This is a genomic window from Pseudoclavibacter sp. Marseille-Q434 (assembly GCF_050315415.1).
In the GTDB taxonomy this organism is placed as follows: domain Bacteria; phylum Actinomycetota; class Actinomycetes; order Actinomycetales; family Microbacteriaceae; genus Pseudoclavibacter.
Genome location: NZ_JBNPQH010000002.1, coordinates 153,742 through 175,457 on the forward strand (window position 1 = coordinate 153,742; position 21,716 = coordinate 175,457).

The 21,716-nt window shown below is 68.2% G+C and carries 18 protein-coding genes; 8 read left to right on the forward strand and 10 right to left on the reverse strand.

The window, feature by feature from the left end:
* Position 1: 1 nt before the first annotated feature.
* From ACQFZP_RS07605 to ACQFZP_RS07630, 6 genes are all read right to left on the reverse strand, one after another.
* Positions 2 to 1,312: an ABC transporter permease gene (locus ACQFZP_RS07605; protein ID WP_104312839.1), complete on the reverse strand. Its 1,311-nt coding sequence runs from the start codon at positions 1,310 to 1,312 to the stop codon at positions 2 to 4.
* The gene (locus tag ACQFZP_RS07610; RefSeq protein WP_211890897.1) at positions 1,309 to 2,634 is read right to left on the reverse strand and encodes an ABC transporter permease; all 1,326 of its coding nucleotides are present in this window, start codon (positions 2,632 to 2,634) and stop codon (positions 1,309 to 1,311) included. The genes ACQFZP_RS07605 and ACQFZP_RS07610 overlap by 4 nt, the downstream gene beginning before the upstream one ends.
* Positions 2,631 to 4,130: an ABC transporter ATP-binding protein gene (locus ACQFZP_RS07615; RefSeq protein WP_104252208.1), complete on the reverse strand. Its 1,500-nt coding sequence runs from the start codon at positions 4,128 to 4,130 to the stop codon at positions 2,631 to 2,633. Before ACQFZP_RS07615 ends, ACQFZP_RS07610 begins: the two co-directional genes overlap by 4 nt.
* 185 nt (positions 4,131 to 4,315) lie before the next feature.
* Positions 4,316 to 5,401, reverse strand: a complete 1,086-nt coding sequence (locus ACQFZP_RS07620) for a BMP family lipoprotein (protein ID WP_104312841.1) — start codon at positions 5,399 to 5,401, stop codon at positions 4,316 to 4,318.
* Between the two features lie 238 nt (positions 5,402 to 5,639).
* Complete coding sequence (locus ACQFZP_RS07625) at positions 5,640 to 6,725, reverse strand: BMP family lipoprotein (RefSeq protein ID WP_211890899.1); 1,086 nt, start codon at positions 6,723 to 6,725, stop codon at positions 5,640 to 5,642.
* Positions 6,726 to 6,816: 91 nt separating this feature from the next.
* On the reverse strand, positions 6,817 to 7,929 hold the full coding sequence (locus ACQFZP_RS07630; RefSeq protein WP_104313027.1) for a mannose-1-phosphate guanylyltransferase: 1,113 nt from the start codon (positions 7,927 to 7,929) through the stop codon (positions 6,817 to 6,819).
* A 124-nt stretch (positions 7,930 to 8,053) separates the two neighbouring features.
* On the opposite strand from ACQFZP_RS07630, the gene ACQFZP_RS07635 reads away from it, so the two are divergent.
* The 8 genes from ACQFZP_RS07635 to ACQFZP_RS07670 all read left to right on the forward strand — a co-directional run bounded on the left by ACQFZP_RS07635 (position 8,054) and on the right by ACQFZP_RS07670 (position 17,035).
* Positions 8,054 to 9,199, forward strand: a complete 1,146-nt coding sequence (locus tag ACQFZP_RS07635; RefSeq protein ID WP_211890901.1) for a glycosyltransferase family 4 protein — start codon at positions 8,054 to 8,056, stop codon at positions 9,197 to 9,199.
* 291 nt (positions 9,200 to 9,490) lie between these two features.
* A complete protein-coding gene (gene sdhC, locus ACQFZP_RS07640) occupies positions 9,491 to 9,823 on the forward strand; it encodes a succinate dehydrogenase, cytochrome b556 subunit (RefSeq protein ID WP_104252310.1) in 333 nt (110 codons plus the stop codon).
* Positions 9,824 to 9,835: 12 nt separating this feature from the next.
* On the forward strand, positions 9,836 to 10,279 hold the full coding sequence (sdhD, locus tag ACQFZP_RS07645; protein WP_179557903.1) for a succinate dehydrogenase, hydrophobic membrane anchor protein: 444 nt from the start codon (positions 9,836 to 9,838) through the stop codon (positions 10,277 to 10,279).
* Positions 10,280 to 10,334: 55 nt separating this feature from the next.
* Entirely contained in the window at positions 10,335 to 12,137 is a 1,803-nt protein-coding gene (gene sdhA / locus ACQFZP_RS07650; protein WP_104252203.1) for a succinate dehydrogenase flavoprotein subunit, read from the forward strand.
* A gap of 15 nt (positions 12,138 to 12,152) precedes the next feature.
* Positions 12,153 to 12,914, forward strand: coding sequence for a succinate dehydrogenase iron-sulfur subunit (locus ACQFZP_RS07655; RefSeq protein WP_104243064.1), 762 nt, complete (start codon positions 12,153 to 12,155; stop codon positions 12,912 to 12,914).
* 140 nt (positions 12,915 to 13,054) lie between these two features.
* Positions 13,055 to 14,122 (forward strand): YihY/virulence factor BrkB family protein, encoded by a 1,068-nt coding sequence (locus ACQFZP_RS07660; RefSeq protein WP_104312844.1) that lies wholly within the window; start codon positions 13,055 to 13,057, stop codon positions 14,120 to 14,122.
* A 134-nt stretch (positions 14,123 to 14,256) separates the two neighbouring features.
* Positions 14,257 to 15,795, forward strand: coding sequence for a class I adenylate-forming enzyme family protein (locus ACQFZP_RS07665; protein ID WP_211890903.1), 1,539 nt, complete (start codon positions 14,257 to 14,259; stop codon positions 15,793 to 15,795).
* Positions 15,776 to 17,035, forward strand: a complete 1,260-nt coding sequence (locus ACQFZP_RS07670) for a beta-ketoacyl-[acyl-carrier-protein] synthase family protein (protein WP_307852787.1) — start codon at positions 15,776 to 15,778, stop codon at positions 17,033 to 17,035. Before ACQFZP_RS07665 ends, ACQFZP_RS07670 begins: the two co-directional genes overlap by 20 nt.
* Before the next feature lie 252 nt (positions 17,036 to 17,287).
* On the opposite strand, the gene ACQFZP_RS07675 is transcribed toward ACQFZP_RS07670, so the two are convergent.
* From ACQFZP_RS07675 to ptsP, 4 genes are all read right to left on the reverse strand, one after another.
* Positions 17,288 to 18,103 carry a MetQ/NlpA family ABC transporter substrate-binding protein gene (locus ACQFZP_RS07675; protein ID WP_211890905.1) on the reverse strand — a complete coding sequence of 272 codons (816 nt, stop codon included), beginning with the start codon at positions 18,101 to 18,103 and terminating at the stop codon, positions 17,288 to 17,290.
* A gap of 55 nt (positions 18,104 to 18,158) precedes the next feature.
* Positions 18,159 to 18,839, reverse strand: a complete 681-nt coding sequence (locus ACQFZP_RS07680) for a methionine ABC transporter permease (protein WP_104312847.1) — start codon at positions 18,837 to 18,839, stop codon at positions 18,159 to 18,161.
* Positions 18,839 to 19,579 carry an ATP-binding cassette domain-containing protein gene (locus ACQFZP_RS07685; RefSeq protein WP_211890906.1) on the reverse strand — a complete coding sequence of 247 codons (741 nt, stop codon included), beginning with the start codon at positions 19,577 to 19,579 and terminating at the stop codon, positions 18,839 to 18,841. The genes ACQFZP_RS07680 and ACQFZP_RS07685 overlap by 1 nt, the downstream gene beginning before the upstream one ends.
* Positions 19,580 to 19,883: 304 nt before the next feature.
* Entirely contained in the window at positions 19,884 to 21,575 is a 1,692-nt protein-coding gene (ptsP, locus tag ACQFZP_RS07690; protein ID WP_104312849.1) for a phosphoenolpyruvate--protein phosphotransferase, read from the reverse strand.
* Positions 21,576 to 21,716 lie beyond the last annotated feature (141 nt).

Consider the following 21,716-nt stretch of genomic DNA (forward strand, 5'->3'; position numbering starts at 1 on the left):
CCTATGCCTTCACGTAGGGTTTGCCCGCCGCGGCGGGGCCTCGGGACTGGCCGACGAAACCGGCCACGGCGAGGATCGTCACGATGTACGGGATCATCGCCATGAACTCGGGCGGGATGTTCGCCCCGACCTGGCTCACGAGGGTCTTGAGGTTCGAGGCGAAGCCGAACAGCAGCGCGGCGAGGGTCGCGTAGACCGGGTGCCAGCGGCCGAAGATGAGGGCGGCGAGGGCGATGTAGCCCTGGCCACTCGTCATCTCCTGGCTGAACGAGCCGACGCTGCCGAGCGTGAAGAAGCTGCCGCCCGCGCCGGCGATGGCGCCGGAGAGCAGGACGTTCCAGAAACGCGTCTTGTTGACCTTGATGCCAACCGTGTCGGCCGCCTTCGGGTGCTCGCCGACGGCGCGGAGACGCAGTCCCCAGCGGGTCTTGAAGAGCGCGAAGGTGAGGACGGGCACCGTGATGAACATCAGGTACACGATGAACGTGTTGTCGAACAGCAGCGGCCCGATCACGGGGATGTCGCTCAGCAGCGGGATCGCGAAGCGCGGGTACTTCTCGTTCTGCGCGATGGTGTTGAGGAACCCGCTGTCGCGCGTCATGACGCCCGAGTAGAGGAAGTTCGTCAGTCCGATCACGAGCATGTTGATGACGACACCGACGACGACCTGCTCGACCAGGTAGCGGATCGAGAAGACGGCGAGGATGAGCGAGACGAGCATGCCGGCGAGGATCGCGCCGAGGAGGCCGAGGAACGGGTTGCCCGTCATCGAGCCGATCAGCGCTGAGGTGAAGGCGCCGGCGAGGAGCTGGCCTTCGATGGCGATGTTCACGACGCCGACGCGCTCGGAGACGAGGCCGGCCATCGAGCCGAAGATGAGCGGGGTCGAGATCGCGAGCGTTCCCGTGAGCAGCCAGGTGAGCGGCACGTTGGCGTTCGCGCCGATGAAGACGATGAGCGCCCACACCCAGAGGATGCCGAAGACGACCATGACCCACATGGGCAGCTTCGCCCCTGCGGCCGTGCGGAGGAAGGCGACGACGGTGATGCCGGCGAGGATCACGCCGATCACGAGGTTCGTGACCATGGTCGGGAGGACCAGCGGGTCGAACTTGATGGGCACGCCGTCCGAGTTCAGGTCGATCGTGCTCGAGGCACCGGCAGGTGCGAGAAGCCCGAAGACCACGAGCACGAGTGCACTGAAGAAGGCGTACGCGATGGGGGCCTTCCAGCTGCGCGTCGTGCGGACCTCAGCCTTGGTGCTCGCGCCCACCGGGATCTGCTCCTCGGTGCTCGGCGTCACTGCGGTCATGCGTTCACCTCGTTCTTCGTGCCGTTGCTGCCCTTGCCTGTGCCGTCCTTCGTGCTCGACGGCCCGTCATCCTTCCCTTCCCTCGACGCGCGGATGCGGTCGAGCAGGCGGATGCCGGAGGGCTTCGGCAGGCGGAAGATCGCACGGATGAGCGGAGGTGCCGCGATGAAGAGCACGATGAGGCCCTGGATGACGGCGACGATGTCGATCGGGATGCCCTCGACGACCTGCATCGGGAAGGAGCCGGCCTTGAGCGCGCCGAAGAGGAGACCGGCGAGGATGATGCCGACGGGGTGGCCCGCACCGAGGAGCGCGACCGTGATGGCATCGAAGCCGATGCCCGCGTGGACGCCGGGGTCGTAGCCGGCGGTGGCGCGGCCGAGCACCTGCGTGGCGCCCGCGAGGCCGATGAACGCACCGGCGATGGCCATCGTGAGGAACGTGATGAAGGCGACGTTGATGCCTGCAGTGCGAGCGGCGCTCGGGTTGAGGCCGACGGCCCGCACCTTGAAGCCGATCGTCGTGCGCTCCATGATCCACCAGTAGACGAAGGCGGCGATGATCGCGAGGATGAAGCCCCAGTCGGCGGCGCCCACGAGGTCGGGCAGCTGCGCCGACTCGACGATGGGCTTGGCCTTCGCGTTTCCGCCGGCGCCTTCCGCCTGGAAGACGGGGGTCTTGAGCAGGTATGTGAGGCCCCAGAACGCGATCCAGTTGAGCATGATCGTGACGATCACCTCGTGCGCTCCGGTCTGCGCCTTCAGCCAGCCGGCGATGCCGGCCCAGATCGAGCCGCCGACGATGCCGGCGAACGCTGCGACGAGCACGTGCACGACGAAGGGAAGCTGCAGGCTCGCGCCCACGAAGCCGGTGAAGAGCGCGGCGATGAGGATCTGGCCCTGACCACCGATGTTGAACAGGCCAGCGCGGAACGCGAACGCGACCCCGAGGCCGGCCGTGATGAGCGGCGTCGCCCACATGAGCGTGTTCGTCAGCGGAACGAATCCGTTGCGGGGCGAGTAGACCGCACCTTCCCACAGCGCGCGGAACGCACCGCCGATGACACCGCCCGCGGCGGTGAAGAGGTCCATCGGCCGGGAGAAGAAGTACCCGGTCGTCTCGAGCACGTCGTCGCTCGTGAAGACGACGAGGAGCGAGCCGATGAGCAGCGCGAGGACGATCGCGAGGATGGAGCGCAGCGGCCCACCCCCGAGGATGTCGCGCCAGAGGCCGTGCCACGGCGACTGCTCGCTCGCGGTGACCGGCACCTGCGTGCCGGGTGGTGGCGGCGTCTCGGCCGTCACGTTCTGGAGCTGGCTCATACTTCGACCCCCGCCATCATCTGGCCGAGCACGTCGCGAGACGTCTCCGGTCCAACGATTCCCATGCTCTTGCCCTGGTACATGACCATGATCCGATCCGCCAATTGCACAACCTCGTCGAGCTCGGTCGACACGATGATGACCGGGATGCCCGAGTCGCGGACGCGCACGATCTGCTCGTGCACGAACTCGATCGATCCGACGTCGAGACCGCGCGTCGGCTGCGAGGCGATGAACATCCGCAGGTCCCGGCCGAGCTCGCGCGCGAGCACGACCTTCTGCTGGTTGCCGCCGGAGAGTCGGCCGACGGCCGTCTCGATGGAGGGCGCCCTGACGTCGAAGTCCTTGACGTTCTTCTCGGCGAAGGCCGTGATCTCCCGCAGGTTCAGCGCGATCCCGTTCGAGAACGGCGCGCGGTCGGCGCGGTCGAGCACGAGGTTCTCGGCGATCGTGAAATCGCCGACGATGCCATCTTCCGTGCGGTCTTCCGGCACGAAGCCGAGCCCGGCATCCAGCGTCTTCTTGACCGTCTGCCCGATGAGCTCGTTGCCGTCGAGGCTGATCGAGCCGAGTGCCTTCTTGTGGAGGCCGAGGATGGCCTCCGTCAGCTCGGTCTGCCCGTTTCCCTGCACGCCGGCGATCACGAGGATCTCGCCCTCGCGGACCTCGAAGCTGAGGTCGTCGACCTGCTTGGCGCCGACCTCGTCGAAGACCGTCAGCTCGGAGACGACGAACGTCGTCTCGCCCAGCTTCGGAGCTTCCTTGTCGACGTCGAGGTCGACGGCGCGGCCGACCATCTTCGCCGCGAGCTCCTCGTTCGACTCGCTCGGGAGTGCCGTGCCGACGACCTTGCCGCGGCGGATGACGGTGATGCGGTCTGCGACCTTGCGGACCTCGCGCAGCTTGTGCGTGATGAAGACGATGGACGTGCCCGCTTTGCGCAGCTGGTCCATGATGACGATCAGCTCGTCGGTCTCCTGGGGTGTGAGCACGGCGGTGGGCTCATCCAGGACGAGGATCTTCGCGTCTCGCGAGAGCGCCTTGATGATCTCGACGCGCTGCTGCGCGCCGACGGGCAGGTGCTCGACCAGCGCATCCGGATCGATGTTGAAGCCGAACTGCGCTGAGAGGTCGCGGACCTTCTGGCGGGCGCTGTCGATGTCGAGGACGCCGGCGCCGTTGGCCGGCTCGTGGCCGAGCATGAGGTTCTCGGCGACCGTGAAGACGGGGATGAGCATGAAGTGCTGGTGGACCATGCCGATGCCGGAGGCCATGGCGTCACCCGGCCCGGAGAAGTGCTGGACGGCGTCGTCCAGCAGGATCTCGCCCTCGTCGGCCTGGTACAGGCCGTAGAGCACGTTCATCAGGGTCGACTTGCCAGCACCGTTCTCGCCGAGGAGCGCATGGATCTCGCCCTCCTCGATGGTGAGGTTGATGTTGTCGTTGGCCGTGAAGGCACCAAATCGCTTGGTGATGCCTCGAAGCTCGAGTTTCATAGCGGTCCACTTCGCTGTGCGGTAGTGCGGGATACGGCCTGGTGGGCCGGTCGTGCTGGAGCCGGGGCGGCGGGTGGCCGCCACCGACTCGGATTGCATGCGTAGGCATGCTACGGGGCCGCCGCGAGTTGCGCGACGGCCCCGCATCCATGTTGTGCCTGGACGTCAATCCAGACGCCGGAGGGTCAGACCTTTGGTGAGGAAGGCGACAGGTCCGGGTACTTGCCGTCGATGACTTCCTGCTTCAGGGCGTCGATCTCGTCGAGCGTGCCTTCGGGCAGCTCAGACTCGAAGGCGCCGAAGCCCGAGAGGCTGACACCCTCGTTCTCGAGGACGCCCGTGTAGGTCGTGCCGCCCTCGAAGGTGCCGTCGACGCTCTGGGAGATGGCGTCGAGAACGGTGACGTCGAGTCCCTTCATGATCGAGACGAGGATGATGTCCGCGTACTGCTCGTCAGCGATGGCGAGGTCGGAGTCGACGCCGAGGATGACAGCGTCCTGGCCGCCTTCGCGGATCGCTTCTGCTGCGCCCTGGTAGAGGGGGCCGCCGACGGGGAGGATGACGTCTGCGCCCTGGCTCAGGAAGCCGGTGGAGATCTCCTTGGCACGGGAGACGTTCGTGAAGTCATCGACGAACGAGCCCTGCTGCGAGTCGACGTCCCAGCCGATGACCTTGACGTCCTTGCCCTTGGCCTCGTTGAAGTGCTTGACGCCGTTGGCGAAGCCGTCCATGAAGATCGTGACGGTCGGGATGGCGGCGCCGCCGTAGGTGGCGACCGTGCCCGTCTTCGAGTACGCAGCTGCTGCGTAGCCCGCGAGGAACGCGGCCTGCGCCGTGTCGTAGTTGAGTTCGAGCACGTTCGGGATGCCGAGGCCTTCGACGTCGACGATCGCGAAGTCGACCTCTGGGTTCGCCTCGGCGGCGGCAGCCGTCGCGTCGGCCAGCTTGAAGCCGACGGGAACGATGATGTTGCAGCCCTGGTCGACCATGGTCGTCAGGTTGGCCGCGTAGTCGTCCGGTGTCGCCGACTCTGCCTCGAGCACGCTGACTCCGAGCTCGGACTCCGCGTTCTCGAGACCGGTGTGTGCGAGCTGGTTGAAGGAGCGGTCGTCGAACCCGCCCTCGTCAGACACCATGCACGCGGTGAAGTCGGATGCACCTTCAGCTGGCGCGTCGCCCGCGTCCGGAGCTGGGGCACAACCGGCGAGCACGAGGGCTGCGACGCCCATGGTGCCAATTGCAGCGAAGCGCTGCTTCGAAGAGATAGCCACTCTCGATCCTCCTGAGTTGGATGTCCGTCGCGCCGCAGAACGCGGATGCCGACGAAGCTGGTGATTGCCCGAGCATAGCCGTAGCCCGGCGTCACAATACGGCCCAGATCGGAATCGAAACCCGACCGTTGCACAGTTACGAGTGTGTTTCTCGGCGCGTCGGGCGCCGATTCTCACGGGGCCGGAATCTTCCGGGCCGATCGGTCGGTGAGGGTGCTCGATCGGGTCGCAGATCCGCTCAGTTGGCGCCCGTCGGCGACGACGGCGACTCGACGACGATCTCGCCGGCCACGATCTTCGCCTTCAGATCCTCGACCTCGGCCTTCAGCTCGGCGGGGATCTTCGAGTCCCAGTCGTGGAAGGAGGAGAGCCCGACTCCGTCGTTCCCGAGCGTGCCGACGTTGTTGCCCGGCTCGAAGGTGCCATCGATGTCTGAGCCGATGACGCCGAGGATGGCCGGCTCCATTCGCTTCTCGACCGTCGTCACGAGCAGGGGGCGGTACTCCTCGCCGAGGAGCTCGTAGCCGTCGGAGTCGACCCAGATGATGCCGACGTCGCCGGCCGCGAGCGCTGCCGCAGCGGCGCCTTCACCGGCCTGGGCTGCGACGGGCATGATGATGTCTGCCCCCTGCGAGATGAGCCCCTGCGCCGTCGTCTGCGCCGCGTTCGTGTTGGTGAAGTCGTCCGTGAACGAGCCCTGCTGCGTCTTGGGATCCCAGCCGACGACACGCACCGACGCGCCCTTGGCGGTGTTGTACTGCTCGACGCCCGCCGCGAAGCCGTCCATGAACACGGTCACGGGTGGCTGGTTGCCGCCGCCGAAGGTGCCGACGACGCCCGTCTGGCTGACGCCAGCCGCGAGGTACCCGGCCAGGAACGCCGCTTGCGCGGTGTCGTGCACGATCGAGGCCACGTTCGGCCCTTCGACGACCTCGTCGACGATCGAGTACGTGATGTCGGGGTTCGCCTCGGCGGACGCCCTGGTCGCGTCGGCGAGCTCCCACCCGACCGTCACGATGTAGTCACAGCCCTCGCCGACCATGGTCTCGAGGTTCGTCTCGTAGTCGGCCTGCGACTGCGAGACGGTCTCGCGCATCTCCACGCCGTACTCGTCCTGCGCCGCCTCGAGCGACTCGAAGACGGCCTGGTTGAAGGAGCGGTCCTGGATGTTGCCGCTGTTCGCGACCATGCACGCGAGGTAGTCGCTGCCAGCGCCCGCCGCATCCGTCGAGCCCGGGGCCTCCGGTGGAGCCTGGCAGGCGGTCAGGGCGAGGGTGGCGACGGCGAGGGCACCGAAGGCGCCTGGGATGCGAGAGCGAGACATGCCGGAAGAGTAGTGGGAGCCGCGCCCAGACCGCTACGCGCGTGCACGGATCGTTGTGACCGTGCACGCGCGCAGAGGAGCGGGAGGCGGACTACAGGACTTCCGGGCGCCTCGACTCCTTGATCTCGGCGACCAGCTGCTTCACCTTCTGCGCGTTGGCCGCGGTCGTGACGAGCAGCGCATCCGGCGTATCGACGACGACGATGTCCTTGATGCCGGCGATGGCGACGACTCGGTCGGTGTGGTTGACGATGAGCCCGGAGCCGTCGACGACGACGACGTTGCTCTCGTCGCCGTGCACCGTCACGCCGTTGCCGTTGGTGCTCTTGCGGAGTCGGCTCACCGCTGCGAAGTCACCCACGTCGTCCCACTGGAAGTAGCCGGGGATGACGGCGAGCTCACCGCGCGCGGCGGCCGGCTCGGCCACCGTGTAGTCGATGGCGATCTTCTCGAGGCCGGGCCAGACGCGCGCCGTGACCTCGGCCTGCTGCTCGGTGCCCCAGGCATCGGCGATCTCGTTGATGCCCGCAGCCAGGACCGGGTTCGACTCGGCGAGCGCCTCCATGAGGCGGTCGACGCGCGCGAAGAACATGCCGGCGTTCCACAGGTACTCGCCAGACGCCAGGTAGCGGCGCGCGGTCGCCTCCTTGGGCTTCTCGACGAACGCGTCGACCTTGCGGGCGCTCGGTGCGGCTGGGATCTTGAGCGGCTTGCCCGCTCGGATGTAGCCGAATGCGGTCGACGGCTCGATGGGCTGGATGCCGATCGTCACGATGACGCCGGCGTCGGCAGCCTCGACGGCCTCGCGCACCGCAGCGGCGAAGCGGTCGGTTGCGCCGATGAGGTGGTCAGCGGCGAAGGAGCCGATGATGGCGTCTGGCACACGGCGCTGCAGGATCGCGGCGGCGAGGCCGATCGCCGCCGTCGATTCCCGCCCCTCGCTCTCGAGCACGATGTTCTCCTCGATGAGCTCGGGAAGCTGCGCGCGCACCTCCTTCGCGTGCGCCTCACCCGTCACGACGAGCAGCCGGTCTTCAGCGCACAGCGGCGCGAGCCGGTCCCAGGTCGCCCTGAGCAGGGTCGAGCCGTTTCCGACGACGTCGTGGAGGAACTTCGGGGCTTCGGCCCGCGAGAGGGGCCAGAGTCGGGAACCGACGCCTCCCGCTGGGATCACGCCATAGAACCGATCGATCGCATCTGCCATGCGCAACACCATAGGGGAACACTGTCTCCTGCTGGTTTCGGCGTGACGAAGCTGTGGATATGTCGTCGGGAACGCGTCGCCAGGAGTTCACCTCGACGCCACGCCGGCCGCCTACGTTCGCATCATGCGCATCGCGGTCGTCACCGAGAGCTTCCTCCCCACTGTCAACGGCGTGACGAACAGCGTGTGCAAGGTGCTCGACCACCTCGCGCTGCGCGGTCATGAGGCGATGGTCATCACCCCGGCCGCCGGCTCGCCCAGCGAGTATCGCGGCTTTCGGGTCGTCGAGGTGCCAGCCCTCGACTACCGTCAGTTCCCGGTCGGCCTCCCCTCCCCAAGGGTGGACCGACTGCTCGCCGAGTTCGCGCCGGACATCGTGCACGCGGCGAGCCCCCTCTTTCTGGGATCGCAGGCGATCGCCGCCGCGAAGCGACGAGGCATCCCGAGCGTCGCCGTCTTCCAGACCGACGTCGCCGGGTACACGAAGCGCAACCGCCTGAGCGCCATGGAGGGCTTCGCCTGGTGGTTCATCCGCTGGCTGCACAACAACGCCGACCTGACGCTCGCGCCGTCGAGCGCGGCGCTCGGTGATCTGCGTCGCGCGAAGATCACCAACGCCACCCGCTGGGGTCGAGGGGTTGATCTCGAGACCTATCACCCGCGGAACAAGCACGAACAGGCCGTCCAGAACAGCCGCCGACGGCTTGGCGCCGAGTCGCGCACGATCATCGGCTACGTCGGCCGACTCGCGCCGGAGAAGCAGGTCGAGCGTCTCGCCTCCCTGCGCGGCCTCGACGGGGTGCAGCTCGTCATCGTGGGCGATGGGCCTTCCGAACCGAGCATCCGCAAGGCGCTCAAGGGCGTGCCCGTGCACTTCGCCGGCAGGCTCGGTGGCCGCGACCTGGCTCTGGCCTACGCCAGCTTCGACGTCTTCGTGCACACGGGAACTGAGGAGACGTTCGGCCAGACCATCCAGGAGGCGCACGCGAGCGGCCTCCCCGTCGTGGCGCCGTACGCCGGTGGGCCGATCGACCTCGTCGAGCACGGCGTCGATGGCTTCCACTTCGATCCGGACCGAGCGGGCGACCTCGACCTCAGGGGCATGCTCGAGCAGCTCGTCGATTCCCCGGGTCTTCGAGCTCGCATGGGCGAGGCGGGCCGGCGGCGCGTGCTCTCCCGTTCGTGGACGAGCGTCTGCGACGAGCTCCTTGCGCACTACGCTTCCGTCATGACGGATGTGCGGCAGCCGAGCGTTCTGCCCCACGTCTGAAGGGCCAGGTCCTGGCCACGCGGCCTCGCAGGAAGGAAGGTATACCTTCCCAGCTGAAAAGCGCGGAAGGCGTAGTCTAGGCGGGTATCAACATGCCCAACGCAGTGTAGTTGGGACCTGCCGCTCATCTTCACCTCCTCGGCGCAAGAGTCCTGAGCGGAGAACGCAACGCGACAGAAGGGCAATCCCGTGTCAGCCGTACAGACACCAGCTCCGGCGGGCTCGACAGCCCCGAAGAAGTCAGCGAAGAAGCCGCATCGCGGCGGCACGCTGTACCGGGGGAACGAGGGCATGTGGTCCTGGGTTCTCCACCGCATCACCGGCGTCTCCATCTTCTTCTTCCTGATCGTGCACGTGCTCGACACGTCGCTCGTGCGCGTCAGCCCTGAGGCTTACAACGCGGCCATCCACACCTACCAGACGCCCATCATGGGCATCGGCGAGGTCGGACTCGTGGCAGCCATCTGCTACCACGCGTTCAACGGCATCCGCATCATCCTCATCGACTTCCTGCCGGGCGGCGCGAAGTACCAGAAGCTCATGTTCTGGATCGTCATCGGCCTCTGCGTCGTCACGATGATCGGCTTCACGCCCCGCCACCTGATCAACGTGTTCAGCCACTAGGAGGGAGCTGCCATGACTATCGAAACCATCGAGTACCCGCGCTCGGCAGCTGCCGCCAAGAACAGCACGAACTGGGAGCGCATCGGATGGGCGTTCATGCGCGTCTCCGGCGTGCTGCTCGTCATCCTGATCTTCGGCCACCTGTTCACGAACCTCATGGTCGGGCAGGGCGTCGCAGCGATCGACTTCGCCTTCGTCGCCGGCAAGATGGCCGACCCGTTCTGGGTCGTCTGGGACACGCTCATGCTCGTCCTCGCGTTCATCCACGGCGCCAACGGCATGCGCACGATCATCAACGACTACGTGTCGAAGGCCAGCACGCGCCGCGCGCTGCAGGTCACGCTGTTCATCGTCACGACGGTGCTCATCGTCCTCGGCCTCCTGGTGATCTACACGTTCGACCCGTGCCCCGCCAACGGCGCCGCCGAGAACCTGCCGAGCTTCTGCCCGGCCTAGCCGCGGCGCTCGGCCACACGACTTCCACCACCTGAGAAAGAAGAGCCACAGACATATGGCAGAGAAGCTCGCTCCGACGCGCACCGTCGACGGCGTCCACTACCACCAGCACGAGATCGTCATCGTCGGCGCCGGTGGTGCAGGGATGCGCGCGGCCATCGAGGCCGCCCAGGGCGCAGACACGGCTGTCGTCACGAAGCTCTACCCGACGCGCTCGCACACCGGTGCGGCCCAGGGCGGCATGGCTGCGGCCCTCGCGAACGTCGAGGACGACAACTGGGAGTGGCACACCTACGACACCGTCAAGGGCGGCGACTACATCGTCGACCAGGACTCTGCCGAGATCCTCGCGAAGGAAGCCATCGAGGCGGTCATCGACCTCGAGAACATGGGCCTCCCCTTCAACCGCACGCCAGAGGGCAAGATCGACCAGCGCCGCTTCGGTGGCCACACGCGCGACCACGGCAAGGCGCCCGTCCGCCGGGCCTGCTACGCGGCCGACCGCACCGGTCACATGATCCTCCAGACGCTGTACCAGAACTGCGTCAAGCACAACGTGAAGTTCTTCAACGAGTTCTACGCGCTCGACATCGTCATGACCGAGGTCGACGGCCAGGAGGTCCCCGCGGCCATCGTCGCGCTCGAGCTCAAGACGGGCGAGCTGCACGTCTTCCAGGGCAAGGCCTTCATCTTCGCGACGGGCGGCTTCGGCAAGGTCTTCAAGACCACGTCCAACGCGCACACGCTCACGGGTGACGGCATGGGCATCGTCTGGCGCCGTGGCCTCCCGCTCGAGGACATGGAGTTCTACCAGTTCCACCCCACCGGTCTCGCTGGCCTCGGCATCCTCCTCACCGAGGGCGCACGCGGCGAGGGCGCGATCCTCCGCAACGCATCCGGTGAGCGCTTCATGGAGCGCTACGCGCCCACCATCAAGGACCTCGCACCCCGCGACATCGTCGCCCGCTCCATGGTGCAGGAAGTCCTCGACGGTCGCGGCGCCGGCCCGCACAAGGACTACGTCTACCTCGACTGCACCCACCTCGGTGCCGAGGTCCTCGAGACGAAGCTCCCCGACATCACCGAGTTCGCTCGCACGTACCTCGGCGTCGACCCCGTCACCGAGCCCGTGCCCGTGTACCCGACCGCGCACTACGCGATGGGCGGCATCCCCACGAACAACGCCGGCGAGGTGCTCTCCGACAACGAGACCGTCATCCCGGGCCTCTACGCGGCCGGCGAGTGCGCCTGCGTCTCGGTGCACGGCTCGAACCGCCTCGGCACCAACTCGCTGCTCGACATCAACGTCTTCGGCAAGCGAAGCGGCCGCAACGCCGTCGAGTACGTCAAGACCGCCGAGTTCGCTCCCCTGCCCGACGACGCCGCCGCGTTCGTGAAGAGCATGGTCGACGACCTCCAGGCATCCACCGGCACCGAGTCGGTCGCCGGCCTGCGTCGCGAGCTGCAGGAGACGATGGACAAGAACGCCCAGGTGTTCCGCACCTCGGAGACGCTGACCGAGGCGACCAAGGTCATCCACTCGCTGCGCGAGCGCTACACGCAGATCGCCGTCTTCGACAAGGGCAAGCGCTACAACACGGAGCTCCTCGAAGGCATCGAGCTCGGCTTCCTGCTCGACCTCGCCGAGGTGCTCGTCTACTGCGCCCTCAACCGCGAGGAAAGCCGTGGCGGCCACATGCGCGACGACTTCCCAAAGCGCGACGACGTCAACTGGATGCACCACACCATGGCGTACCTCACCGGCGACCGGAAGTCCCCCGACCCCGCCGACCACATCCGACTCGACAAGAAGCCCGTGCGCGTAACGCGCTACGAGCCGACCGAGCGCAAGTACTAGGAAGGGCTTCACAGAATGACTGCTGCAACAACTGAAGCACCCGAGGCGCCCATCGAGGCTCCCAAGCCGTTCACGGTGACGCTCAACGTCCGCCGCTACAGCCCCGAGACGGACACCGAGCCGTACTGGGAGGCGTTCGACGTCGAGATGTACCCGACCGACCGCATCCTCGACGCGCTGCACCGCATCAAGTGGGACCAGGACGGCTCGCTCGCGTTCCGTCGCTCCTGCGCGCACGGCATCTGCGGGTCCGATGCCATGCGCATCAACGGCCGCAACCGCCTCGCCTGCAAGACGCTGGTCAAGGACCTCGACATCTCGAAGCCCATCTACGTCGAGGCCATCAAGGGGCTCCCCCTCGAGAAGGACCTCATCGTCGACATGGAGCCGTTCTTCGAGGCGTACCGCGAGGTGCAGCCCTTCCTGAAGGCACAGGCAGAACCCGAGAAGGGCAAGGAGCGCTTCCAGTCGATCGCCGACCGCGAGCGCTTCGACGACACCACCAAGTGCATCCTGTGCGCCGCGTGCACCACGTCGTGCCCCGTGTTCTGGACCGACGGCCAGTACTTCGGCCCCGCCGCGATCGTCAACGCGCACCGCTTCATCTTCGACTCCCGTGACGAGGACGCGAAGGTCCGCCTCGACATCCTCAACGACCGCGAGGGCGTCTGGCGCTGCCGCACGACCTTCAACTGCACCGAGGCCTGCCCCCGCGGCATCCAGGTGACGAAGGCCATCGCCGAGGTCAAGCAGGCCATGCTCAAGGGCCGCGTCTAACCGACGAGCATCCACACGCGAAGAGGGGCAGCCGAATTCGGCTGCCCCTCTTCGCGTGTCGGCCCCTCACGTCGACGTGACTCTCGCTCCCGAGCGCGCGCCCTCCACCCTCGACCCACCGCCCCACCTAGCCTGCTCCTATGACCACACCCGGCTCACCCCACGAGACCAGCGTCGTCAAGGCGCAGACGGCCCCGGATGCGCGGGACCCTCGCAAGCCGGAGGGACTCAAACCGGTTCTCGGCCCAGCCTGGCGGTACATCCTGACGCGCGCCATTCGCGAGTTCCTCCGCGACAAGAGCACGGTGCTCGCCGCCGCGCTCACGTTCTACATGCTGCTGGGGGTCTTCCCCGCGCTGTTGGCGCTCATGTCGGTCATCGGCCTCTTCGGGCTGACGGAGGAGGCGGTGTCGTTCATCGATGAGATGTCGACCTACCTGACCGATCCGACCTTCGCGGAGACGCTGCGGAACACGGTCGAGCAGCTCGGCGAGTCCAGCGGCGCGGGCACTGCGTTCGTGGTCGGTCTGCTCGGTGCCCTCTGGTCGGCGTCCGGGTACGTGAACTGCTTCTCGCACGCCATGAACACGGTCTACGAGATCGACGAGGGTCGCCCGTTCTGGAAGCTCCGCCCGATCATGATGATCTGGACGATCGTCCTCCTCGTGCTCATGCTGCTGATCTTCGGGATCCTGGCGCTGTCCGGCCCCGTAGCCGCGGCGGTCGGCGGCCTCATCGGCCTCGGCGACGCATCGCTCGCGGTCTGGAGCTTCGCCCGCTGGCCCATCGTCCTCGCTGTCGTGATCGTGATGATCGCGGTGCTCTTCTACGGAACGCCCAACGTGAGGCTGCCGAAGTTCAAGTGGATGACGCTCGGCGCGTTCATCGCCCTCTTCGTGACGGTCGTCGCAAGCGGCGGGTTCTTCTTCTACGTCGCGAACTTCAGCAGCTACGAGCGGCTGTACGGCGGCGTCGCCGGAGTCATCATCGCGCTGCTCTGGCTGTGGATCGTCAACCTCGCTCTGCTCTTCGGCGCACAGTGCGACGCTGAGATCGAGCGGGTGCGGGAGCTGCGCGGGGGCATCGAGGCTGAGCAGAGCATCCAGCTGCCGCCGCGCGACACGAAAGCGAGCGCGAAGAGGCTCGAGCAGATCGACAGGGACATCGCGAAGGGTCGCGAGCTGCGAAACGGTGTCGGGCTCGACTGAGCGTCTCCGCGCCGGGATGCCCACCCCGGGGTGACGCGGTGCGCGCGCGGCGGAAGGAACCCGCTGGGAGACGCCCGACACGGCACCCCGCGCACGCCTCAGCCGCACAGAGGTCCGCGACCTAGAATCGTGTGGTGCCCATCACTCGCACGCTCATCGACACCGCCGCCCGCTGGCCTGAGCGCCCCGCGCTTGCCGGCGACGGTGAGCGTCTCAGCTACGGCGAGCTCTCGCGCTCCTGCACCGCGGTGAGGGCGGGTGTCGAGACGCTGCTCGGATCTCCGAATCCGGTCGCGGGAGGCGCATCCGCCGCCGAGACCGCCGGCGTGCCGATCGTCGCGCTCTCCCTGTCGCGCGCCTTCGACGCCGCGCGCCTTCTGACGGGAGTCATCAGCTTCCGCGCCGTCGCCGCCGTGCTCGACCCGCTCTGGCCGCTCGAGCACCGGCTCGAGATCCTGCGCCGCGTCGAACCGGCGCTCGTCATCACCGACGACCCGGAGTTCGCCGAGCAGCTGGACGCCGCAGCCTGGGGTGCGACGGCGACGTCGCTGGCGTCGTTCGACCTGGCCGCCGCAGAAGCGCTCGCCAGACGAGGCGAGGCGGCACCTGGCCCCGAGGTCAGGCCGCGTGACGAGCCCTTCCTGCTGCTCTTCACGTCGGGCACCACCGACCTCCCCAAGGGGTTCCTGCGCACGCGCGGCAGCTGGGACCACAACGTCGGCATCAGCCGACGGTACCTCGGCACCGCCGACGGCCGCTCGACGATCGCGCCCGGCCCACTCTCCTACAGCCTCACGCTGTACGCGCTCGTCGAGGTGCTCGGGACGGGTGGTTCGCTGCACCTGCAGAGCGGGTTCGATGCGCGAGCGGCTTCGCGCACCATCGCGGAGGAGCGCATCGGGCGTTTCGTCGGTGTACCCGCCATGCTGCTCGCCCTCCTCCAAGCAGCACGCCGGAGCGAGCAGTCGCTCGCTTCGCTCGTCGAGGTCATCACGGGCGGAGCCAACCAGCCGGAGCACATCCGCAGCGGCTTCGAGGAGGCCGTCCCGACCGCCCACCTGCGCAGCTACTACGGAGCCTCGGAGATCGGGTTCATCGGGTACAGCGACGAGGGCGACGGCACGAACCTCGCCCCCTTCGCTGGCGTCGAGGTGAGCGTCCGCGATGAAGCCGGGGTCGAGGTGCCGGCTGGCGAGACCGGCACGCTGCACATCCGCGTGGGGTCAGCCGTCGAGCGGTACCTCGCGGCGACAAGCGCAGACCGCATCACGGACGCCGAGGGGTGGGCGAGCGTCAACGACCTCGCGTCGTTCGAGGACGGGCGCATCCAGCTGCTCGGCCGCGCCGGTGACGTGGCAGTCTCCGGCGGGCACAAGGTGTCGCTCCCCCAGGTCGAGCGCGCGCTCGCCTCGCTGCCCGGCTGCGAGCAGTGCTGCGCCGTCGCGCTGCCGGACGACACCCTCGGATCGCTCGTGGCGGTGGTGATCGAGGGTGATCCGGATGCGCTCCCCGCCAAGGCGCAGATGCTCGGCCACCTGAGGGCACGGCTCGCGCCCCAGTTCGTGCCGCACCGCCTGTACCGCGTGCAGCTCCTGCCGCGCACCGCCGGCGGGAAGACCCGCCGCGCGGCGGCTCTCGAGCTCGTCACCTCCGGTGAGGCGGACCGCCTGTGAGGCGCGCGGTCGTCACCGCCGTCGGCGCGGTCACCCCGAACGGGCTCGACGCCGCCAGCACCTGGGCGTCGCTGCTCGCGGGCGCAGCGGCATCCGACGGATCGAGAGCATCGACGTCGCCGACCTCACCGTGCGCGTCGCGGGCGAGGTCCACGGCTTCATCGCAGCCGACCACCTCCCCAAGCGGGACGTCGCCCGCCTCGATCGGCACGCGCACTACGCTGTGGCCGCCGCCGACGAAGCCATGCGCTCGACGGGCATCACGCCAGGCTCGCTGCCGTTCGACTCGACCAGGTTCGCTGTGACCATCGCGACCGGCTCCGGTCCCGTCTCGCTCACTCAGGACGCCGCGCGCATCCTCGACAGCTCCGGGCCTCGCCGCGTGCCACCAGGCGTCGTCGTGTACGGCGGCCCGGATGCAGCCGCCGCCTACCTCAGCGAGCGCTACGGCGCGCGCGGCGCCACCGCCGGGCTCTCCGCGACCTGCGCGAGCGGCACCGTCGCCCTCGGAGAGGCCATGCGCACCATCAGGCACGGGTACGCCGACGCCGTGCTCGTCGTCGCGGCCGACGACTGCCTGAACCGCGTCAATCTCGCTGTCAACGCAACCCTTGGCGCCCTCGCGATCGGGCACGAGGATGCGCCGCACACCGCGAGCCGACCCTTCGACCGCGCGCGCCACGGGTTCGTCATGTCAGCGGGTGCTGCAGCGCTGCTCGTCGAATCGGAGGAGAGCGCGATCGCGCGGGGCGCCGAGATCCTCGGCGAGGTCGCCGGCTACGGTGCCACGTCAGACGCATACCACCCGACGGCGCCCCGCCCGGACGGCAGCGGCGCCCTCGCGGCGATGCGCGCGGCTCTGGACGACGCAAGCCTTGACGCGAGCGGGCTCGACCACGTCAACGCGCACGGAACGAGCACGCCGCTCAACGACGCCATGGAGACGTCCGCGCTGCGCGAGCTCCTCGGCTCACGCCTTGGCGAGGTTCCCGTGACCGCGAACAAGTCCGCCACGGGCCACCTGCTCGGCGCCGCGGGGGCCCTCGAGGCGGTCATCTCGCTGCTCACGATGCGCGACTCCGTGATCCCGCCGACCCTCAACCTCGATGACCCGGAGTTCCCGGACCTGGACGTCGTCGCGCACGAGGCCCGCCCAGCGCGCATCCGCACCGTGCTGTCGAACTCGTTCGGCTTCGGCGGGCACAACGCGTCACTGCTGCTGCGCGAGTTCAGCGCCTGACCACCGCGCCAAGCCCACGGCTCAACTCCCCGCCGACCGCGACGGCCACCCGCACGCCCTCTCGTCCGCCCGCGAATGCTCGCCCGCTCGCCCTCTCGCCCGCTCGCTCTCCCCCCCCCCCGCCCTCGAACGCTGCCAGCCGACTGGCCCGAATGACGCCCCGAGAAGGGCACATCGACTGGCGGTGATCGCCTCAGCGAAGGCCGTCTGGGACATTTGCCTGGCAGCGATCCGCGACGGTGAACCTGCTCATTAGAAGGCCGGCGGCACGTCCAGCGACTCGAGCGTCTCCCGAACCTTGTCGCTCGTGAACGCCTTCTCGAGTGCGGTGATCTCCGGAGTGCCGAGCTTGTCCTCGCGCGTCACGAGCGTCACTGCGAACTGCTCATCCTGCTCGACCGCGAGGCCGTTGTCGACGGGCGTCAGCCCGAGCTGTCGCGCGAACGACGGCAGGTTGAAGACCGCGTCTGCCTCCTCGTAGGCCGTGTTGAGCTGCAGCAGATCGACCTGCGTGATGGCCAGCTCGCGCGGGTTCTCGGTGATGTCCGCCACCTTGGCCGTGAATCGTTCGACCCCCTCATTGAGGGTGATGATGCCGCCATCCGCAAGCAGCTGCAGCGCGCGTCCCGCGTTCGCGCTGTCGTTGGGGATCACGACGCTGCCACCCTGCGGCAGCTCGTCGAGCGAGCCCAACGTCTTGGAGTAGAACGCGACGACCGTCGAGTAGATCGGCGTGACGCCGGCGAGCGACGCGTCGTTCTTGGTGTTGAACTCCTCCATGAACGGCACGAACTGCACAAAGTTCGCGTCGATCTCGCCGTTCTCGACGAGCACGTTCGGCTGCACGTAGTCGGAGACGGGAACGAGTTCGATCTCGTAGCCGTCTTCGATGGCCTCGGCCGCCGCTTCGACGACATCCGTCATGGGGGTCACGGTGGCGGCGACCTTGATGGTGACGACATCGCCACCGCCGCTCGCCCCATCGGCGGTCGGCGCGCATCCCGCGGTGAGGAGGGCGAGGGATCCGACGGCGAGCGCCGCCCCGATCGTGCGGAGTCGAAGTGTCATAGCTGGTGGTTCCTTTTCGGTGCGTTCGCGGGGTGGATGCAAGGGAGAGATGCGCTCAGCGGCGGTCGAGCGCCACCGAGAGCCGGTGGCCACCGGTCTGCAGCAGCTGAACGCACACGATGACGATCACGATCGTCGTGTACATGAGCGGGTAGTCGTACTCCTGGTAGCCGTAGCGCAGAGCGAAGTCGCCGAGGCCGCCGCCGCCGACGACGCCGAGCACCGTCGAGTACGAGAGCAGGCTGATCGCTGCGGAGGTGAGCGCGTAGACGAGCCCGCTGCGCGCTTCGACGAAGAGGAACCGGGTGACGATCTGCCCGGTGTCGGCCCCCATCGACCTTGCCGCGTGCAGGACGCCGGACGGCACCTCGAGCAGGATCTGCTCGACGAGCCGCGCGTAGATCGCGACACCGACGAAGCACAACGGGAACGTGGCCGCCTGCGTACCGAACGTCGTGCCGAACACGAGCCGCGTGAGTGGGATGAGGAAGACGACGAAGAGCAGGAACGGGAACGAGCGCACGACGGTCACGTAGAGGTTCGCTGCCCGCCAGATGACGCGGTTCTCGCGCACTCCGCCGGGGCGCGTCAGGAAGATGACCACGCCGAGCGGCAGCCCGAGCACGATCGCGGCGGCCAGGGAGAAGACGAGCATGTACCCCGTCTCGCCGAGTGCCTGCCAGATGGCGTCGGCGTTGGCTGTGAGGGAGGTCACGATGCTGTCGACGAGCTCCATCACGATCCGAGCACCCGCTTGGCGTGCTCGACGTACGAGCCGCGGTCGTCCCGAGCGCTGTGCTCGACCGCCACGATGCCCTGCAAGTGGCCCCTGTCGAGGATCGCGGCCCGGTCGCAGATCGCTTTCACCGCGGCGAGCTCGTGCGTGACGAGCGCGATGGTCGTGCCGAAGTCGTCCCTGGTGGAGGCGAGCAGTCTCAGGATGTCGCTTGTCGTGCGCTCGTCGAGCGCGGAGGTGGGTTCATCGCAGAGCAGCAGCGGGGGCCTCGTCACGAGGGCGCGCGCGATGGCGACGCGCTGCTTCTGTCCGCCTGAGAGCTGCGCCGGGTAATCCCCGCCACGGTCGCCGAGCCCCACGTAGTCGAGCAGCTCGTCGACGAAGGCCGGATCGCGGCGATGCTGCAGCCGAAGCGGAAGCTCCACGTTCTGCCGAGCCGTGCGATTCGCGAGCAGGTTGAAGCTCTGGAAGACCATGCCGATGCGGCGGCGCAGAGCCCGACGCTCTCGTTCGCGCATCGCAGACGGGTCGGCGCCCTCGATGAGCACCCGGCCCTCGCTTGGCGTCTCGTCGGCGTCGAGCAGCCGCAGCAGTGTCGACTTTCCCGCGCCCGACTCTCCCACGATGCCGATGATCTCGCCGCGGCGGATCTTGAGGTCGATGCTGTCGAGCGCTGGCTCACCCGCTCCGTATCGCACCGTGACGCGTTCGAGAGCAGCCACGGGGCCGGGGTCTGGCATGCACACTCCATCGTTTCTGGATTCTGTACAACTATACGCGCCCGGTGCTCGCCGTGCCGATCGAGCGGAGACACTCGCGATCGGGCGTCCGCCCTCGACTCGGGATGGCTTCCTCGCTCCCGGATGGGTTGCAGCCCATCCCGAGGCGCGCAACCCATCCCGAGACCACGGGTCGTGAGCCCGCCCGCGGCTGGCGCGGAGAACGAGCGCACAGCGAAGCGGGGTGCATCCGGAAGACTCCGGATGCACCCCGCTCGGGATCAGCGCGGCCGCGCGGCGACGCGCTCGGCCTCGGATCGAGTGGCTAGACCTCGACGACCGGCACGGCCGTCGTGATGACGCCGCGCGTCGCGAGCGCGTCGACGACGCGGCCCTTCGCGCCCTCTGCCGACTTCGCGAAGATCGCGAGATGCGCGATCTCCTTCGCCTGCTCGAGCGTGACGCGCTTGAGTGCCGCGCGGACCTCGACGAACGCGGGCGGCGCCATCGAGAGGGAGCGCACGCCGAGCCCGACGAGCACGATCGCGAGGTTCGGGTCGGCCGCGGCCTCCCCGCACACGCCGACATTCTTCTGGTGGTGCTCGCCAGCGTCACCGATGCGCTCGATGAGTCGCAGCACGGCCGGGTGCCACGGGTCCTGGAACGCCGCGACGCTGCCCAGCAGGCGGTCCGCGGCCAGCGTGTACTGCGTCAGGTCGTTGGTGCCGACGGAGACGAAGTCGCTGGTCTCGAGGATCTGCTCGGCGAGGAGCGCTGCCGAGGGAACCTCGATCATGCTTCCCGCGGTCATGAGGCCGTACTCACGGGCGAGCGACGTGAAGTGCTCGCTCTCGTGCGCGTCGGAGACCATCGGGGCCATGACCCAGACCTTCGCCTCGGTCGCGGCCTGCGCGTTGGCGAGCGCCTGGAGCTGGTCGCGGAGGATCTGCTCCTTCTTCATGAGCACGCGGATGCCGCGGAGCCCGAGAGCCGGGTTCGGCTCGTCGGCCTCGGTGAGGAACGCGAGGGGCTTGTCCGCCCCGGCGTCGAGGACGCGCACGACGACCTTCTTGCCCGGGAAGTGGGCAAGTGCGGCCGTGTAGTCGGCCGTCTGCTTCTCGACCGTCGGGGCGGTGTCGCTGTCGAGGAAGAGGAACTCGGTGCGGAAGAGGCCGACGCCCTCTGCGCCGAGTGCAGCTGCACGCTCCGCGTCGGCCGGCTTGCCGATGTTGGCGAGGATCTGCACGGGTGTGCCGTCTGCGAGCTCGCCGGGCTCGACTGGGGCCGCCTTCATCGCCGCGACGCGGTCGATCTCGGCCTGCGCCTCAGCGATGCGCTCCGCGCTGGGCTCGGTGATGACCTGCCCCTTGGCGGCGTCGACGACGATCGTCATGCCGTCGAGCAGGCTGTCGGCCTCCTTGACGGCGACGACGGCGGGGAGGCCCTTCTCGGCGGCGAGGATGCCCGTGTGCGCCTTCGGGCTGCCGTCGCGCGTGACGAGTGCGAGCACCTTCGACAGGTCGAGCTTCGCCGTGTCGGCAGGCGCGAGGTCGTGCGCGACGAGGATGAACGGGGTGTCGCTCGAGGGGACCTCGGGGGCGGGGACGCCGCGGAGCAGGGCGATGACGCGCTGCGAGACGTCGCCGAGGTCGGTGGCGCGCTCAGCGAGGTAGCCGCCGAGGCTCTTCAGCATCTCGGCGAAGGAGGAGAAGGACTCGAATACAGCGCGCTCGGCGGTCTTGCCGGCTTCGGTGGCCGACTTGATGCTGTCTGCAAGCGACGGGTCCGCAGCCATCATGGCCTGCGACTCGAGCACGTTCTTCGCGGCGCCGTCGACCGTCGCCGCGCGAGCGGTGAGGGCCTCGCCGGTTTCACGGAGTGCCTCGATCGCTCGCTCGTACTCGGTCGCGGCGTCGCCAGTGGCGCGCTCGTCGGCCGGCTCGGGGAGCGGATCAGGCATGCGCAGGACTTCACCGAAAGCGACGCCGGTCCCGACGCCAAACCCCGTGTATTTCATAGCAACTCCTTCGTGCTGGTAACTCAGACAGCGTATCGGCACAGCAACGTAGGCTTCGACCGTGACCGAGCAAAACTCAGGCAAGAGTTCGCGCAGTTCCACGTTCGCGCCGCCGTTTCCGAAGTTCCCCCCGGAGGCGCC

What these genes read in the sequence shown, in the direction of transcription:
- ACQFZP_RS07605 (WP_104312839.1), bottom strand. Translation starts at nt 1,312, where the DNA reads ATGACCGCAGTGACGCCGAGCACCGAGGAGCAGATCCCGGTGGGCGCG.
- ACQFZP_RS07610 (WP_211890897.1), bottom strand. Translation starts at nt 2,634, where the DNA reads ATGAGCCAGCTCCAGAACGTGACGGCCGAGACGCCGCCACCACCCGGC.
- ACQFZP_RS07615 (WP_104252208.1), bottom strand. Translation starts at nt 4,130, where the DNA reads ATGAAACTCGAGCTTCGAGGCATCACCAAGCGATTTGGTGCCTTCACG.
- ACQFZP_RS07625 (WP_211890899.1), bottom strand. Translation starts at nt 6,725, where the DNA reads ATGTCTCGCTCTCGCATCCCAGGCGCCTTCGGTGCCCTCGCCGTCGCC.
- ACQFZP_RS07630 (WP_104313027.1), bottom strand. Translation starts at nt 7,929, where the DNA reads ATGGCAGATGCGATCGATCGGTTCTATGGCGTGATCCCAGCGGGAGGC.
- ACQFZP_RS07635 (WP_211890901.1), top strand. Translation starts at nt 8,054, where the DNA reads ATGCGCATCGCGGTCGTCACCGAGAGCTTCCTCCCCACTGTCAACGGC.
- sdhC (WP_104252310.1), top strand. Translation starts at nt 9,491, where the DNA reads ATGTGGTCCTGGGTTCTCCACCGCATCACCGGCGTCTCCATCTTCTTC.
- sdhD (WP_179557903.1), top strand. Translation starts at nt 9,836, where the DNA reads ATGACTATCGAAACCATCGAGTACCCGCGCTCGGCAGCTGCCGCCAAG.
- sdhA (WP_104252203.1), top strand. Translation starts at nt 10,335, where the DNA reads ATGGCAGAGAAGCTCGCTCCGACGCGCACCGTCGACGGCGTCCACTAC.
- ACQFZP_RS07655 (WP_104243064.1), top strand. Translation starts at nt 12,153, where the DNA reads ATGACTGCTGCAACAACTGAAGCACCCGAGGCGCCCATCGAGGCTCCC.
- ACQFZP_RS07660 (WP_104312844.1), top strand. Translation starts at nt 13,055, where the DNA reads ATGACCACACCCGGCTCACCCCACGAGACCAGCGTCGTCAAGGCGCAG.
- ACQFZP_RS07675 (WP_211890905.1), bottom strand. Translation starts at nt 18,103, where the DNA reads ATGACACTTCGACTCCGCACGATCGGGGCGGCGCTCGCCGTCGGATCC.
- ACQFZP_RS07680 (WP_104312847.1), bottom strand. Translation starts at nt 18,839, where the DNA reads ATGGAGCTCGTCGACAGCATCGTGACCTCCCTCACAGCCAACGCCGAC.
- ACQFZP_RS07685 (WP_211890906.1), bottom strand. Translation starts at nt 19,579, where the DNA reads ATGCCAGACCCCGGCCCCGTGGCTGCTCTCGAACGCGTCACGGTGCGA.
- ptsP (WP_104312849.1), bottom strand. Translation starts at nt 21,575, where the DNA reads ATGAAATACACGGGGTTTGGCGTCGGGACCGGCGTCGCTTTCGGTGAA.